13 protein-coding genes are annotated in these 14,421 nt (G+C 57.3%); 7 read left to right on the plus strand and 6 right to left on the minus strand.

From position 1 onward, the window contains the following. Window positions 1–206: 206 nt before the first annotated feature. Together ACR0JE_RS04045 and ACR0JE_RS04050 are read left to right on the plus strand one after the other, a co-directional pair. A complete protein-coding gene (locus tag ACR0JE_RS04045) occupies window positions 207–1,640 on the plus strand; it encodes a cache domain-containing protein (protein WP_480542528.1) in 1,434 nt (477 codons plus the stop codon). Continuing rightward, window positions 1,637–2,275, plus strand: coding sequence for a response regulator transcription factor (locus ACR0JE_RS04050; RefSeq protein WP_170530537.1), 639 nt, complete (start codon window positions 1,637–1,639; stop codon window positions 2,273–2,275). Before ACR0JE_RS04045 ends, ACR0JE_RS04050 begins: the two co-directional genes overlap by 4 nt. A gap of 80 nt (window positions 2,276–2,355) precedes the next feature. On the opposite strand, the gene ACR0JE_RS04055 is transcribed toward ACR0JE_RS04050, so the two are convergent. Then, window positions 2,356–2,739: a bleomycin resistance protein gene (locus ACR0JE_RS04055; RefSeq protein ID WP_480863147.1), complete on the minus strand. Its 384-nt coding sequence runs from the start codon at window positions 2,737–2,739 to the stop codon at window positions 2,356–2,358. A 46-nt stretch (window positions 2,740–2,785) separates the two neighbouring features. Next, a complete protein-coding gene (locus tag ACR0JE_RS04060) occupies window positions 2,786–3,631 on the minus strand; it encodes a HalD/BesD family halogenase (RefSeq protein ID WP_480863149.1) in 846 nt (281 codons plus the stop codon). A gap of 420 nt (window positions 3,632–4,051) precedes the next feature. Between ACR0JE_RS04060 and ACR0JE_RS04065 the strand changes: the two genes are divergently transcribed. The 4 genes from ACR0JE_RS04065 (at window position 4,052) to ACR0JE_RS04080 (ending at window position 7,449) form a co-directional block, all read left to right on the plus strand. Then, window positions 4,052–5,803 carry an acetolactate synthase 3 large subunit gene (locus ACR0JE_RS04065; protein ID WP_170530540.1) on the plus strand — a complete coding sequence of 584 codons (1,752 nt, stop codon included), beginning with the start codon at window positions 4,052–4,054 and terminating at the stop codon, window positions 5,801–5,803. 66 nt (window positions 5,804–5,869) lie between these two features. Beyond that, window positions 5,870–6,430 carry an acetolactate synthase small subunit gene (gene ilvN, locus ACR0JE_RS04070; RefSeq protein WP_170530541.1) on the plus strand — a complete coding sequence of 187 codons (561 nt, stop codon included), beginning with the start codon at window positions 5,870–5,872 and terminating at the stop codon, window positions 6,428–6,430. A 72-nt stretch (window positions 6,431–6,502) separates the two neighbouring features. Further along, entirely contained in the window at window positions 6,503–6,799 is a 297-nt protein-coding gene (locus ACR0JE_RS04075; protein ID WP_480542524.1) for a hypothetical protein, read from the plus strand. Next, complete coding sequence (locus tag ACR0JE_RS04080) at window positions 6,742–7,449, plus strand: helix-turn-helix domain-containing protein (protein WP_480863151.1); 708 nt, start codon at window positions 6,742–6,744, stop codon at window positions 7,447–7,449. Before ACR0JE_RS04075 ends, ACR0JE_RS04080 begins: the two co-directional genes overlap by 58 nt. 31 nt (window positions 7,450–7,480) lie before the next feature. Here the strand turns inward: ACR0JE_RS04080 and ACR0JE_RS04085 are convergent, their stop codons facing one another. From ACR0JE_RS04085 to prfB, 3 genes are all read right to left on the minus strand, one after another. After that, window positions 7,481–8,257 (minus strand): DUF2189 domain-containing protein, encoded by a 777-nt coding sequence (locus ACR0JE_RS04085; protein ID WP_480542520.1) that lies wholly within the window; start codon window positions 8,255–8,257, stop codon window positions 7,481–7,483. Window positions 8,258–8,282: 25 nt separating this feature from the next. Beyond that, window positions 8,283–9,683: an amidase gene (locus tag ACR0JE_RS04090; protein WP_480863153.1), complete on the minus strand. Its 1,401-nt coding sequence runs from the start codon at window positions 9,681–9,683 to the stop codon at window positions 8,283–8,285. Window positions 9,684–9,870: 187 nt separating this feature from the next. After that, entirely contained in the window at window positions 9,871–10,995 is a 1,125-nt protein-coding gene (prfB, locus tag ACR0JE_RS04095) for a peptide chain release factor 2 (RefSeq protein ID WP_480863155.1), read from the minus strand. A gap of 77 nt (window positions 10,996–11,072) precedes the next feature. On the opposite strand from prfB, the gene ACR0JE_RS04100 reads away from it, so the two are divergent. Then, on the plus strand, window positions 11,073–11,906 hold the full coding sequence (locus ACR0JE_RS04100; protein ID WP_480863157.1) for an aminoglycoside phosphotransferase family protein: 834 nt from the start codon (window positions 11,073–11,075) through the stop codon (window positions 11,904–11,906). On the opposite strand, the gene ACR0JE_RS04105 is transcribed toward ACR0JE_RS04100, so the two are convergent. Continuing rightward, the gene (locus ACR0JE_RS04105) at window positions 11,900–14,389 is read right to left on the minus strand and encodes a penicillin-binding protein 1A (RefSeq protein WP_480863159.1); all 2,490 of its coding nucleotides are present in this window, start codon (window positions 14,387–14,389) and stop codon (window positions 11,900–11,902) included. The two genes, ACR0JE_RS04100 and ACR0JE_RS04105, sit on opposite strands and share 7 nt — an antisense overlap. Window positions 14,390–14,421: the final 32 nt, after the last annotated feature.

Below are 14,421 nucleotides of genomic sequence, written 5' to 3' on the forward strand. Positions count from 1 at the left end.
GGGCCTGTCGCATTCAGTAGGCCGCAGGGTAATGCCGAAGATGTGAAAAGGAATACCTAGTACTGCGTAGAAACGCAGGTTTCTGACGGGTTTTTATAGGAAAATAACTAGCAAATACGGCTCGAACCCCGGATTTTCGGTCGTTCTGGTCCTTAAGATGTCCATTCTTTTTGCATTTCTGCCGCCTGTTGCGTATCGATTCGACAATGCAGAGATTAAGAAATCTGGTTTCGCTGACCTATGCGCAGAAGCTGTCCCTTGTCGCCGCGATCCCCTTGGTTGTGGCCGTGGCAGCCATTGCCGTGCTGGTAGCCTACGAAGCGCGTGCAACAGCCGAACGCGAAATCGAAGCGTTGGAGCGCAGCCTGATCGAGGCCAAGAAAGAAGAGCTGCGCAACTACGTCACGCAAGCCCGCAACGGGTTTGCTTACATCTATGGTCGGGCGACACCTGATGACGAGGTGGCCAAGAACCTCGTGTCTCAGATCCTGTCGGCTATGATCTACGGGCAGGACGGGTTCTTCTTTGTCTATGACTATGACGGCAACAACCTTGTCAGCCCCCGGCAGACCGAATTCATCAACCGAAACTGGGAGGGCCTGACCGATAGCGATGGCACGCCCGTTGTGAATGAGTTTATCCGCCTCGCCCGTCAAGGCGCGGGGTGGCACAGTTTCATGTGGCAAAAACCGTCTACCGGAGAAGAGGCGCAGATGATCGCCTATGTGGTCGGGCTACAGGATTGGCGCTGGGTGGTCGGTACGGGCGTGTTCATCGACGACATCGTTGCCGCTGTTGCGAATGCACGCGCCGAGGTCGAAGCCCGTGTGCAGCGCACCTTTATGTATATCGGCGCCATTGTTGTGGCGGCTGTCCTGATCGTGTTTGCCTCGGGCATGTTACTGAACATCCGCGAACGGCGGCTGGCTGACGCAAAGCTGAAAGAGCTGACACAGCGTGTATTTGATGCACAGGAAGAAGAACGCGGACGAGTTGCGCGAGAATTACATGATGGGATCAGCCAGATATTGGTCGGCGTCCGCTATGCGCTGGACACCGCTCGGCGGCGGGTATCTCGTGGAGATATCTCAAATGCAGAGGACCCGTTGGACAAAGGGATCGAACACTTGGGCACCGCCATAACCGAAGTGCGCCGTATCAGCCGCGACCTTCGCCCTGGTGTGCTGGATGATCTGGGTTTGGGCCCTGCCCTTAAATCGCTGACGGATGATTTTCGGGACCGCACCGGGATCGAGACCGAGTTCTCGACCGTTGTATTCCGCAACCGGCTGGATCAGGACAGCAAGATCGCGCTCTATCGAATTGCGCAAGAAGCGCTGACCAATATCGAACGTCATGCCGATGCGTCGCATGTTACCATCGATCTGCGTGGCCACAAGAAAGGTGCGACGATGCGGATCACCGACAATGGGCGCGGGTTGCGAAACGAACCGGGCCGAGTGGCCACCGGGATCGGGCTGCGCAACATGCAGGAGCGCATCGAACAGCTTGACGGGGCGCTGCGTATTCTGTCATCACGCGGCCCGCATGGCGGCACGGTGATCGAAGCCAGCTTGCCGCTGAGCCACCTGCTCCCACCGCAGGAAGACGCAACACCAAAGCGAAAGGCCGGGACATGACCATCCGAGTCCTTATTGTCGACGATCACCCGATGGTGGCCGAGGGCATCCAGTCGATCCTTGAAAGCTATGACGAGATCGAGGTGGTCGGTACGCTCAGCAGCGGTCAGTCTGCTGTGGATCAGGCCGCAAGCCTATCCCCCGATGTGATCCTGATGGATCTGAACATGCCGGGCCTGGGGGGCCTGAGCGCAACGGAAATGATCCTTGAACGTTTGCCTCAAACGCGCATCCTGATCCTGTCGATGCATGACAGCCCAGAATACATCTCAACCGCGCTCAGCCATGGGGCCAAAGGGTATCTGCTCAAGGACGTCCCAACAGACGAAATCAAACAGGCCATTGATGCGGTCATGGCAGACGAGCAATATCTGTGCACTGGAGCAAGCGGGTCGCTGAAACCCAAAGGCGACAGTACCCGAGAGGCCCTGACCGGTCGGGAACAGACGATCCTTCTCGAACTGGCGCAGGGAAAATCCAACAAAGAAGTCGCCCTGGCCTTGGATATCTCGGTTCGCACGGTCGAAACCCACCGCAAGAACATCAAGCGTAAACTGGGCATATCCTCCACCGCTGGGCTCACCCGCTATGCGCTGGAACATGGGGTTTTACAGGGCACTGGTGTGGGGTTCTGATCCAGACGCGGCGCGGCACGCGCCGCCCGGCCCAACCAGAGAAGACGCGCCAAAGGCGCGTTGCCGATGGGCGGGAGGCTTTAGTTCCGAGGGCGAATATCTTCCCCGAAAAAGATCAAAGTCCCGTCCTCATCTAGGACGTGAAACTCGCGCTGTAGGTAGGGCTGATCAAAAGGTGGCCGCACCCGTCCCTCGGGCAGGTCGCTCAAACCATCTTTCAAACTGTCAAAGAGCGCATCAATACCTTTCACATCGATGTAAAAGGACTGGTTATCACCCAAAGGTTTGCCATCGGTGCGTGGCGGGCATTCCAGCAACCGGACAGCAACTGGCCCCCGCGACAGAAAGGCATAGTTGTCCTGTTTAAATCCGCATTCAAACCCCAAACGTCGGCAATAGAAATCAATCTGCGCCTCCAGTGACGCGCAGAGAACAAACGGCGTAATCTGTAGCACTTCGGGCATTGGAACCTCCGGCCTGCATCAGGATCATGCTACATATTCTGCTGGCTCAATCCAGCAATTGATCCTGCCGTGTGCCTTCACGCTCATAATGATGCGGCAGGACGCGACCGTATAGCTGCCGGGTCCGCTCGACCCCGCCGCACATGCCTTCGGTTTCCACAAAGGAAAAGATGCCGACATATCTTTGGCGGGTGCCAAAAACCGGCGCGACCCGGTGCAGGGAATACCGCCCCTTGAAGATTTGCAGATCGCCTGGCTGCAGTTCCAACCGGCGCACGCGCGACATGTCGCCATCCAGAACGGCAGAGACCGCACCAAAATTCTCATCCTCCGAAGTCCGCAGGTTCGGCGCATATTCGAACGCACCCCCGTCTTCACCATTTTGAATGGCCAGAGTCACCGTGAAGTTGTTTGTGTCGAAATGCCAGGGAAAGCCCTGCCCCGCTTCCACGACATTGATGATCACATCCGCCAGCGGGTCGTCATAGCGAAAGAACCGATCCGCAGGCTCCTCCAACGCGGTCCGGATGAAGGGCATGAACCCGTCAAACTCATAAATCCGTCGCAGGGGTCCGGATTTAGGGAAATTGTCCGCCGGGACAAAGGCATTCGATCGTTCACAGAAGCGGCGGATGGGATGGCCGATTCCGAACCGCGGGTCATCTTTAGAGAAATAGGCGTTCGTTCGGTTGAACGAGCGATGTGCCTGCGGCGACACCGCGTCGGCCTCTTTCACCAACAATTCGATCCCGTCGGGATGCACAAAACCTGGCAATACCGCACAGCCGTCTTCGCTCAGTTCGCGCTGAACATCATCGATCATCCGGTCATAAGCCTGTGAACCTGGCCGGTCGATGGGATAGCGGCCCAAATCCACCAGATCATGCAGCATGACATACCTCCATCGTAGTCCCGTCTCTGTCAGCGTGACTCAGTTAAACCGCCCAATCATGCCCATTTTGGACATTTGCTTGACGCATTCAGACTGGCGAATATCCATCCCATCCGGCACCCAAGACATCATTTTTCGCTAAAATTCCCAACCTGCGGCAATCTGCGCAACAAAATGTCGCAAAATCAGGTCTTCAGGATAGAAAATTGGTGCAATTGCCTGTTGACGCCCCTGCGCGTCGACCATAATGTCCCTGCACGCAAAAAGGAGCCTCTGGCGATGAGAACGCTAGTCGTAATCGTGGGAAACAAGCGCATGGGCCGGTAACGGTAAACCATAATCGAACCCATGCGCCTCCGAAAACATCGGGGGCTTTTTTTTGTCAAACGCAAGACACATGTCGCGAACGGAGCAAAGCAGATGACACGTGAGATGACCGGCGCAAAGATGGTGGTTCAGGCCCTTAAGGATCAGGGCGTGGACACAGTATTCGGATACCCCGGCGGCGCCGTGCTACCGATCTATGACGAGATCTTTCTGCAAAACGACATTCGCCACATTCTGGTGCGCCATGAACAGGGGGCCGTGCATGCCGCCGAAGGCTATGCGCGCTCGACCGGCAAGCCGGGCGTTGCGCTGGTGACATCCGGCCCCGGCGCGACAAACGCGGTGACCGGTCTGACCGACGCGCTGCTGGATTCGATCCCGATTGTGGTTCTGACCGGACAGGTTCCGACCTTCATGATCGGATCGGATGCGTTTCAAGAGGCCGACACGGTTGGCATCACCCGACCCTGCACGAAACACAACTGGTTGGTGAAAGACACGGATTCATTGGCCGAGACCATGCACGAAGCCTTCCACGTCGCCACCTCGGGCCGCCCCGGCCCCGTTTTGATCGACATTCCCAAGGACGTGCAGTTTGCCTCAGGCGAGTACGCTTCGCCCAAATCCTCAACCTCGCACTATCAACCCATCCTGAAAGGCGATCTGGAAGAGATCACCGAGTTGGTTGCGGCGATAGAGACGGCGAAAAAGCCGGTGTTCTATACGGGTGGCGGCGTCATCAACTCGGGTCCTGCTGCCAGCCAGCTGCTGCGTGAGTTGGTCGATGCGACTGGCTTTCCGATCACCTCGACCCTGATGGGACTTGGTGCCTATCCGGCTTCGGGCAAAAACTGGCTGGGTATGCTTGGGATGCATGGTCTCTATGAGGCCAATATGGCGATGCATGATTGCGATCTGATGATCAATATCGGCGCGCGGTTTGACGACCGGATCACAGGCCGGATTGATGCGTTTTCGCCCAATTCGAAAAAAGCGCATATCGATATCGACCCATCCTCTATCAACAAGGTGATCCGCGTGGATATCCCGATTGTGGGCGATGTGGCCCATGTGCTTGAGGATATCCTGAAGATCTGGAAAGCGCGGGGCCGCAAGACGGACGCGGCGAATGTCAAGCAATGGCAGGCGCAGATTGCGGATTGGCGCAAGGTGAACTGTTTGGCCTTTACCGCCAGCGAAAAGACCATCAAACCACAGCACGCCCTGCAACGGCTTGAGGAACTGACCAAAAAGCATGACCGCTACATCACCACCGAAGTGGGCCAGCACCAGATGTGGGCTGCACAGTATCTTGGCTTTGAAGATCCCAACCGCTGGATGACCTCCGGTGGTCTGGGCACGATGGGCTACGGTTTCCCCGCGTCGATAGGCGTTCAAATGGCGCATCCCGACGCATTGGTGATCAACGTTGCCGGTGAGGCATCATGGCTGATGAACATGCAGGAAATGGGCACCGCCGTTCAGTACCGCCTGCCGGTGAAGCAGTTCATCCTGAACAATGAACGACTGGGCATGGTGCGTCAGTGGCAGGAGCTGCTGCATGGCGAGCGGTATTCGCATTCGTGGTCCGAGGCCCTGCCCGATTTCGTCAAACTCGCCGAGGCCTTCGGGGCCAAGGGTATCCTGTGTTCCGACCCCGCCGATCTGGATGACGCGATCATGGAGATGATCAACTACGACGGTCCGGTGATCTTTGACTGCCTTGTTGAAAAGCACGAGAACTGCTTCCCCATGATCCCGTCGGGCAAAGCCCATAACGAGATGTTGCTGGGCGAGGCCGAAACGCAGGGCGTGATCGATTCCAAAGGTTCGGTTCTGGTTTAACAACATTCGTCGGAATTGATCGGGCGCCCGACGCCCGGTTTTCGCAAGGTGATGAAAGGGACATAAATGTCTGCCCTACATATCAAAAAAGGCTCTACCCGCCATTCGGCCTATAACCTACGGCCCACATTTTCGGACGTGCAGGAACGGCACACAATCGCGGTACTGGTCGAGAACGAGCCGGGCGTACTGGCCCGCGTGATCGGCTTGTTTTCGGGCCGTGGATACAACATCGAAAGCCTGACCGTGGCCGAGGTCGACCACACCGGCCACCTAAGCCGCATCACCATCGTCACCACCGGCACCCCGCAGGTGATCGAACAGATCAAGACACAATTGGGCCGGATCGTGCCGGTTCATGATGTTCATGATCTGACGGTCGAGGGCCCCTCGGTCGAGCGCGAACTCGCGATCATCAAAGTGGTCGGAGAAGGTGACAAACGGGTCGAGGCGCTGCGTCTTGCCGATATCTTCCGCGCCAATGTGGTCGACAGCACGCTGAATTCGTTCATTTTTGAGATCACCGGCGCACCCGACAAGATCGACGCCTTTGCCGATCTGATGCGCCCGCTGGGACTGATTGAAATTGCCCGCACCGGTGTTGCCGCCCTGCTGCGTGGCGATTGATTTTTCTTAAGCCCCGACCCTGCCTCCGAAAACTTCGGGCGGGGTCGATCTGAAATTGGTCGATTTCCACAGATGCTGGCAATCGAGTGGCTTTATGTGCGTTATTTTTACCATAACGCCCCTTCTCCTGAGAAAAACCTCAAACAAATTAAGATAAAGCCTATTGCTTTTGGCTTACGGCGCGTTAGCTTCGGCCCGCAACGCGATTTGGGGATGCGTTGTTTTGGTGATTTTTGTGATTTCTCAGTGCCTGCGGTGATCCGTAAGCCTGAACTTTTAACACGTGAAGCAATAAAGCGCCGGGGAAAAACATGGCCGATGACATTCGCAGCCCTGCTGAGCTTCGGGCTATGTTCGGCTCGAACCTAAGGCACCTTGCGCGCGACTACCCATCTGTCTCGGCCTTGTGCCGGAAGCTCGGCATCAATCGGACGCAGTTCAATCGCTACCTCGCAGGCGAGAGCTTCCCGCGCCCGGATGTTTTGGATCGGATTTGTCGGTTTTTTGATGTTGATGCAAGGATTGTCCTAAGCCCCTTAGGTGAAATTCCCGCTGTGACAGAACATCCTGCGAGTTCAATCCTGACACAGTTTCTGGGGTCCGGGTCTGAAGTTCGAGGACCAAAGAACTTTGCATCCGGTTTCTATGCGGTCGCCGAAAGCCAGCCCTCGGCACCACAAGTGACCTTGCTTTACGCCAAACGGCGACCTCAATGCACCTTGATACGGGGTTATACCCCCCGAGCCCATATGCCCGGCACATCACCACAAGCGCGCGAAATTCAAGGGATTGCAGCGACCACTGGCGATCATGTCTACATTCTGACCTCACAACGCGGTGGCCATAACAGTAAGATATACTTGCTGAATCAGAATGCCGAATTTTGGCGCGGAACGGTTATCAAACCCTCTGAACCGCATCAGCCACAGCCGGTTGTTCTGCGCCATCTCAAACAGAACGCTGAAACCGTGTTCCAAGCCGCGCGACGATCTGCAAAAACCGGTGGACCATCAGTCTAACCCTCGCGAAACGGCGCCTATGGCAGATCGATCAATCTGGTGCGTCGTCACTGCAAATTCCTCGGTACAAATGCCAACTTGCATGACCCAACAAAGGCAGCACGATCAACAGGCCCAAAAACCAGGGAAGCATCGCAACAAAGGTCAAAACCGCGATAAACAGCCCCCAAGCCAGCATCACGACTTTATTTTGTGAGACATATGTAAAGCTGGCGATCATGGCGGTGACAAAATCCAGCTCTCGATCCAGCAGCATCGGGATCGACAGAACCGAAATCATATAAAGCAGCGTTGCAAAAACCGCACCAACAGCCGTGCCGACAGCCAACATCATCACCCCGTTGGGGGTCAGAAAAACCTCCAACGAACTGGATATGTTCGTCATCGTCGAGAGCCCCATGAAAAGTGCAAATATCATGTGGCCCAAAAAGAACCAGAACAAAAACACCACAACGATGATGGCGCAGATCGAGGGCAATTGGCGGCGGCTTTGCTGCAGCACCACGCCAAACACGGCAGGCATATCAAGGGGTTCCCCCTGTTCTAACCGACGAGAGACCTCGTAGAGGCCGACAGCCGCAAACGGCCCGATCAGCGGAAAGCCGATCGCGGCCAGAACCAGCCAGAAACTTGTACCAGTTTGCACGGTGATCCAGGCCATGGCCCAACCGGCCAGAACATAAACCCCCGCGAAGATCAGACCGAACACCGGCGCGCGGCGCAGATCAGCCCAGGCCTGATGCAGTGCCTGCCGTATCATCACGCGGTTCACCGGGCGCAGGTTCGGTACACCAAAGGGTCTATCCATCTCAACTCCTCCTCGCCATGAGGCGTTACTGCAAGGCGGGCCGCCTTTGGGGCCACTCTGTTGCCGCATGATAGGCCGCGCCAATGGACAACAGGCGGGCATCCGACCCACGCGGCCCGAACAGTTGCAGCCCCATCGGCAATCCTTGCGCCCCAAAACCAGCTGGAACCGCCAGGCAGGGCAGACCGATCAGGCTGACGGGCACGGTCACATGCATCCAGCGGTGATACGTATCCATGGCCCGCCCAGAGATTTCGGTCGGATATGGCAGGTTGACATCAAAAGGCCAGACCTGCGCCGCCGGCAGGATCAGGGCATCGTAGTGGTCAAAAACCTCGACTGCCTTTCGGAACCAATCGGACCGTACCACGCTCGCCTGATGCACTTGCAACGCCGACAGTGCCAGACCTCGATCCAGCTCCCACTGCGCGCTGTCTTTTAGGGCATCGCGGTTCTGGGACAACGGCTCCAGACCCGACGCAACAGACCAAGATCGCAACGTGATCCAACTGTCCCACATGGCTTCCGCATCAAAAGGCGGCGGTATACGCTCGATATGGGCCCCCAACTGCCCGAACACACCCAAAGCCGTTTCGCAAAGGTCCAGGACCCCCGCGTCCATCGGAAAGGCGCCTCCCCAATCCGCCAGCCAGCCAATACGCATCCCCGTCAAATCCAGGGGCTCAACCGGCGACACAGACCTATGGGGCGCGTTCAAGGGCAATCGCGGATCAGACCCCGCGATCACATCCAGCGACAGGCCAATATCCTCGGGGCTGCGCGCCATTGGTCCAAGCGTCGACAACTGGTGCAGAAAGCTGTCCCCAACCGGGTCTGAAGGCACAAGGCCCCAACTGGGCCGAAACCCGTAGACGTTGTTCCAGGCGGCCGGGTTGCGCAAGCTGCCCATCATGTCCGATCCATCGGCCAGAGTCACCATCCCGGTCGCCAAGGCCACCGCCGCCCCGCCCGAAGACCCACCGCAGGTCCGTGCGGCGTCGTATGGATTGCGCGTCGCCCCGTAGACCGGATTGAACGTATGTGATCCCAACCCAAACTCGGGCGTGTTGGTCTTGCCAATCAGGATCGCGCCTGCCGCCCGCATCCGCGCCGCGATCAGATCATCTGTTTCGGGCACAAACCCATCAAACAGAGGTGACCCCTGAGATGAGACTACACCCGCCACATTCACTAGATCCTTTACCGCCACTGGCACCCCATGTAGTGCCCCGCGTATTGGCCCGGTATCCATCGCACGGGCCTCGGCCAACAGCGCCTCTTCATTCCGTATCGCCACGATGGCGTTTACCACGCCGTTGACCTGCCCGATCCGCTCCAGCGTCGCGCGCATCACGCCTTCCGCAGATACCCGCCGCTCCGATAAGTCCGCGATCAGCATCCGCGCAGAATATTCTGTGATGTCCATTTAGGCTCCAGCGGCAGGGGTCGTGAATGTCACATCCAGCCTAGCCGGGCCACCAGATCATTAAAACCCACTGTTTCAATACATCTTTTCGGCCCGCGGACACGCACACCGGATCCACTTCATCTGGCCAAAAAATAAACCGGGGGAGCCGCGGCCTGCCGCGGCGGGGGCAGAGCCCCCTGCCGACTTACTCGCCTTGCGCCTCGGACCGGCTCTTGCCCGCCACGTTCAACGCCAGCGTCGCCGCCATGAACCCATCCAGATCCCCGTCCAACACCCCTTTGGTGTCCGAGGTCTCATGGTTTGTCCGCAGGTCTTTCACCATCTGATAGGGCTGCAACACGTAAGATCGGATCTGGTTGCCCCAGCCCGCATCACCTTTCGCCTCATGCGCGGCGTTGATGTCGGCGTTCCGGCGATCCAGCTCTTGCTGATAAAGCCGCGATTTCAGCGCCTTCATGGCGATATCGCGGTTCTGGTGCTGGGATTTCTCGGACGAGGTCACAACAATCCCGGTGGGAATATGCGTGATCCGCACTGCCGAATCCGTGGTGTTTACATGCTGACCACCCGCACCGGATGACCGGTAAGTATCGATCCGAATATCCGACGGATTAACCTCAATCTCGATATTGTCATCCACGACCGGATAGACCCAGACCGAACTGAAAGACGTATGCCGTTTTGCCGCCGAATCGAACGGAGAAATTCGCACCAGTCGGTGCACGCCGCTTTCCGATTTCAGCCAACCATAAGCATTATGACCGGTGATTTTATACGCCGCAGACTTAATTCCAGCCTCTTCACCCGCCGTCTCCGATTGCAGCTCTACAGTATAGCCCTTTTTCTCTGCCCAGCGCACATACATGCGCGCCAGCATCGAGGCCCAGTCGCAGCTTTCCGTGCCACCCGCACCTGAATTGATCTCAAGAAAAGTGTCGTTGCCGTCAGCCTCGCCATCCAACAGCGCTTCAAGCTCTTTCTTAGCAGCCTTCGAGCCCAGCTTGACGATGGCTTCTTCGGCGTCCTGAACAACCTCTTCGTCTTCTTCCATCTCGCCCAGTTCGATCAGCTCAATATTGTCGCTAAGGTCAGTTTTGATGGATTCGTATGTCTCAATAGCGTCGACCAGCATCTGCCGCTCGCGCATCAGCTTTTGCGCGTTTTCAGGGCTGTCCCACAGGTTGGGGTCCTCGACCCGCGCATTGAACTCCTCAAGCCGATGCGGCGCGGTTTCATAGTCCATGCGCTGCGCCAACAGCTCCAGCGACTTTTCGATTTCCGCCACGATATTTTGGGTTTCGGCGCGCATGGTGTTGTCCCAACTTGCTCAATCAGGCCTGCGTGATAGCAAGAGGTGGAGGCCACCACAAGACAGGCGCATCGGGAATGCAGAACCCACCACAAGAGATTCTGGATCAATGGCAGCTGACTTTGATCACGCCGGTTGCGGAAACCGGCGCGGCCCGTGTTTGGAAGGTTCTGGATCCTGATGATACCGCGGCTGCGCTCAAGCTCTATCGCCGCTTAGATCGTGGGAACGAAACACCGGGAACCAAAGTCCTAAATGCCTGGCAGGACCGAGGAGCCGTCAGGATTCTGAAAGAGACCGAGATGGCTATTCTGATGGAATGGCTTGAAGGCCCGACACTCGGAGACATCGCACGGCGGGGAAATGTAGATCGCGCCTTGATCACTCTGGCAGAGACGGCCAAGCGCCTGCATGCCAAGCCCACCCCACAGATCGCGGGGCTACCCGCACTATCAGAAGTGATCCACCCCCTTTTCGAATGCCAATTCGCCCCCTCCTGTCCCGTCGATCTGGTTCGGGATATGCAACAGGCCATTGGGTTGGCGCGAAGCCTATTGGACAGTCAGACAGCGATGACCCCGCTGCACGGCGATCTGCACCCCGACAATGTCATCCTCAGCAGCGCGGGTCCACGTGTCATCGACGCCAAAGGCTATCTGGGCGATCTTGCCTTTGAATTGGCCAACACAATCCGGCATCCCAAGGGTATGCCAGAGCTCGTGCGCCAACCGGATCACATGAACAAATGTCTTTCGCTCTACGCAGATACTCTTGGCGTTGACCGAAAGCGCCTGGCCCAATGGGCCGCCGCCAAATGCGCGTTGTCGATCTACTGGAGGGCAAAAGGCTCCCTTGCACAAGACAAAGAGGCCGATTTGTTGCGCTTGCTGCTTAACGCAGCAAATCAGTAAAGACCGCCCGTGCTCAAATCGCCTTGCGAGGCTTTTGGGCCGACGGTGACCGTTTCACCTGTTGAAGTTTGCACCTGTACACCTGCGCGCTGAACCTCTTCGAACAGCGGCAAATCTGATCCGATGGCAAAGCCGCCATCATAAATCCGGTCGATAAAGCCATCGACACCATCGCGGAAGTATTCAGCCACGACATAATCGCCAGTCGCCTCTGCGGGCAGACGCGCGCCGCTGAACCGGTCAATCTTGATAAAGTGACCACCGGGCGGCACGTCGAACGGGCCCCCGCCATATTTCTCAACCGCTTTTTCCATGAAGCTCTGGAACACCGGGCCGCACATGGTGCCACCATAGGCCCCCCGGCCCATCGGGCGCGGACGGTCATAGCCGATATAGCAGCCCGCCACGATGTTCGAGGTAAAGCCGATGAACCAGGCGTCTTTCGAGTCGTTGGTCGTTCCGGTCTTACCCGCGGTCGGCACCGGCAGGTTAACGAAACGCGAAGCGGTGCCCCTGTCCACAACGCCCTTCATCATCGAGGTTAGCTGATACGCCGTAATCGCATCCATCACCTGCGAGCGGTTGGTCTCAATCGTGGGCGATTCATCCGGCTCCAGCCAGCTGGAGTTACAATCCAGACATTGCCGATCATCATGGCGATAGATCGTCTTGCCGAACCGGTCCTGAATGCGGTCAACCAGCGTGGGCTCTACCCGTTCACCGCCATTTGCGAACATCGCGTAAGCCGCAACCATCTTGTAGAGCGTCGTCTCTTCGGACCCCAGCGAGCTGGCAAGGAAAGCGCCCATCCGGTCATAGACGCCGAAACGCTCGGCGTAACCGGCAACGACGGGCATCGTCACTTCTTGCGCCAAACGGATGGTCATCAGATTTCGGGATTGTTCGATCCCGGTGCGCAGCGGCGTCGGGCCGTAGAATTTGTTCGACGAGTTCTTGGGCCGCCACAGGCCCTGCGGCGTGTTCACTTCGATCGGCGCGTCCACAACGATGGTTGCTGGGCTATAGCCGCTGTCCAATGCGGCGGCATAGACGAACGGTTTGAAGCTTGATCCCGGCTGGCGCTGCGCCTGCGTGGCACGATTAAACACCGTGTCCTGATACGAGAACCCGCCCTGCATCGCCAGAACGCGGCCTGAATTCACGTCCATCGCAACAAAGCCGCCCTGCACTTCTGGCACCTGACGGGCGGACCACTGCCCCTCTTCCTCGGCCATCACAAGGATCACATCGCCGCGTTTGAAATTGTCGAAGAAATTGCCCTGCATCCACTTGATGTCAGAACGCGGGATGATGCCGTCGGACGGACCATCCTCGATCCCGACGGTCAATTGCTGCTCGGCCACGTCCAGCACCACAGCCGGATACCATTTGGTCGGCAGCACCACATCGCGCGGGATTTCCATCAGAGACAGCGCATCGCGCCATTGTGCCTCATCCGCCAGCGCGTCCTCGGCAATCACCTCACCGGTTCCGCGCCACTTGCCACGAGACAGGTCATATTTCTGCAATGCGGTGCGCAGGGCTTTGGCGGCCTCGACCTGCATTTCCTCATCAACCGAGGCACGGACGGTGAAACCACCAGTAAAGAATTCACCCTCACCAAAATCTTCGCTCAACTGACGGCGGATTTCATCGGTGAAATAGTCGCGCGGTGGCAGCGCGGTGCGGAAGCTTTCGAAATCGCCGTTCTGCACCGACCGCAGCGGCATCTCGACTTCGGTCTCATAAGTCGCCTGATCGATATAGCCGTTCTGGTTCATCTCACGCAGCACATAGTTGCGGCGTGCAAGCAGGCGTTCCTTTTGCCGAACCGGGTGATAATCGGATGGCGCCTTGGGCATCGAGGCCAATGTCGCGGCTTCGTGCGGGGCCAGTTCCTGCAAGGTCTTGTTAAAGTAGGTCTGGGCGGCAGCGGTTACACCATAAGAGTTCTGACCCAGGAAAATCTCGTTCATATAGAGTTCGAGGATTTGTTCTTTGTCCAAGGTATCCTCAAGCCGGGTGGCGAGAATGATCTCTTTGATCTTTCGCTCGGCCCGGCGGTCGCCCGACAACAGGAAGTTCTTCATCACCTGCTGCGTAATGGTCGAGGCCCCGCGCACGGTTTCACCCTTTGACCGGATTGCCTCAACGCCCGCTGCGATGATCCCACGCGGGTCATAGCCCTGATGGCTGTAGAAATTCTTGTCCTCGGCCGAGATAAAGGCCTGTTTCACCAGATCGGGGATTTCCTCGGACGGGGTGAACAGACGACGTTCCTGTGCGAATTCGTCGATCAGCTGACCCTTGCCCGAATAGATGCGGCTGATCGTTGGCGGTTTGTATTGGGCCAGCGATTCATGGCTGGGCAGATCGCGGCCATACATCCAGAACACGGCACCGATTACCAGCGCCGCCATAAAGATACCCAAAGTCACGAGGCTGAAAATCGCCCCGAAAATCGAAAGAACAAACCGGATCACGTTACTGCCTTTTTCTCGCGCTGCCGCCTATA

Source organism: Ruegeria sp. H3, assembly GCF_056533095.1.

Bases quoted from the DNA above. Each gene is read 5' to 3' on its own strand.
- ACR0JE_RS04075 (WP_480542524.1), top strand. From the start codon at position 6,503: ATGCTGGCAATCGAGTGGCTTTATGTGCGTTATTTTTACCATAACGCC.
- ACR0JE_RS04100 (WP_480863157.1), top strand. From the start codon at position 11,073: ATGCAGAACCCACCACAAGAGATTCTGGATCAATGGCAGCTGACTTTG.
- prfB (WP_480863155.1), bottom strand. From the start codon at position 10,995: ATGCGCGCCGAAACCCAAAATATCGTGGCGGAAATCGAAAAGTCGCTG.
- ACR0JE_RS04055 (WP_480863147.1), bottom strand. From the start codon at position 2,739: ATGCCCGAAGTGCTACAGATTACGCCGTTTGTTCTCTGCGCGTCACTG.
- ACR0JE_RS04080 (WP_480863151.1), top strand. From the start codon at position 6,742: ATGGCCGATGACATTCGCAGCCCTGCTGAGCTTCGGGCTATGTTCGGC.
- ACR0JE_RS04050 (WP_170530537.1), top strand. From the start codon at position 1,637: ATGACCATCCGAGTCCTTATTGTCGACGATCACCCGATGGTGGCCGAG.
- ACR0JE_RS04090 (WP_480863153.1), bottom strand. From the start codon at position 9,683: ATGGACATCACAGAATATTCTGCGCGGATGCTGATCGCGGACTTATCG.
- ACR0JE_RS04085 (WP_480542520.1), bottom strand. From the start codon at position 8,257: ATGGATAGACCCTTTGGTGTACCGAACCTGCGCCCGGTGAACCGCGTG.
- ilvN (WP_170530541.1), top strand. From the start codon at position 5,870: ATGTCTGCCCTACATATCAAAAAAGGCTCTACCCGCCATTCGGCCTAT.
- ACR0JE_RS04060 (WP_480863149.1), bottom strand. From the start codon at position 3,631: ATGCTGCATGATCTGGTGGATTTGGGCCGCTATCCCATCGACCGGCCA.
- ACR0JE_RS04065 (WP_170530540.1), top strand. From the start codon at position 4,052: ATGACACGTGAGATGACCGGCGCAAAGATGGTGGTTCAGGCCCTTAAG.
- ACR0JE_RS04045 (WP_480542528.1), top strand. From the start codon at position 207: ATGCAGAGATTAAGAAATCTGGTTTCGCTGACCTATGCGCAGAAGCTG.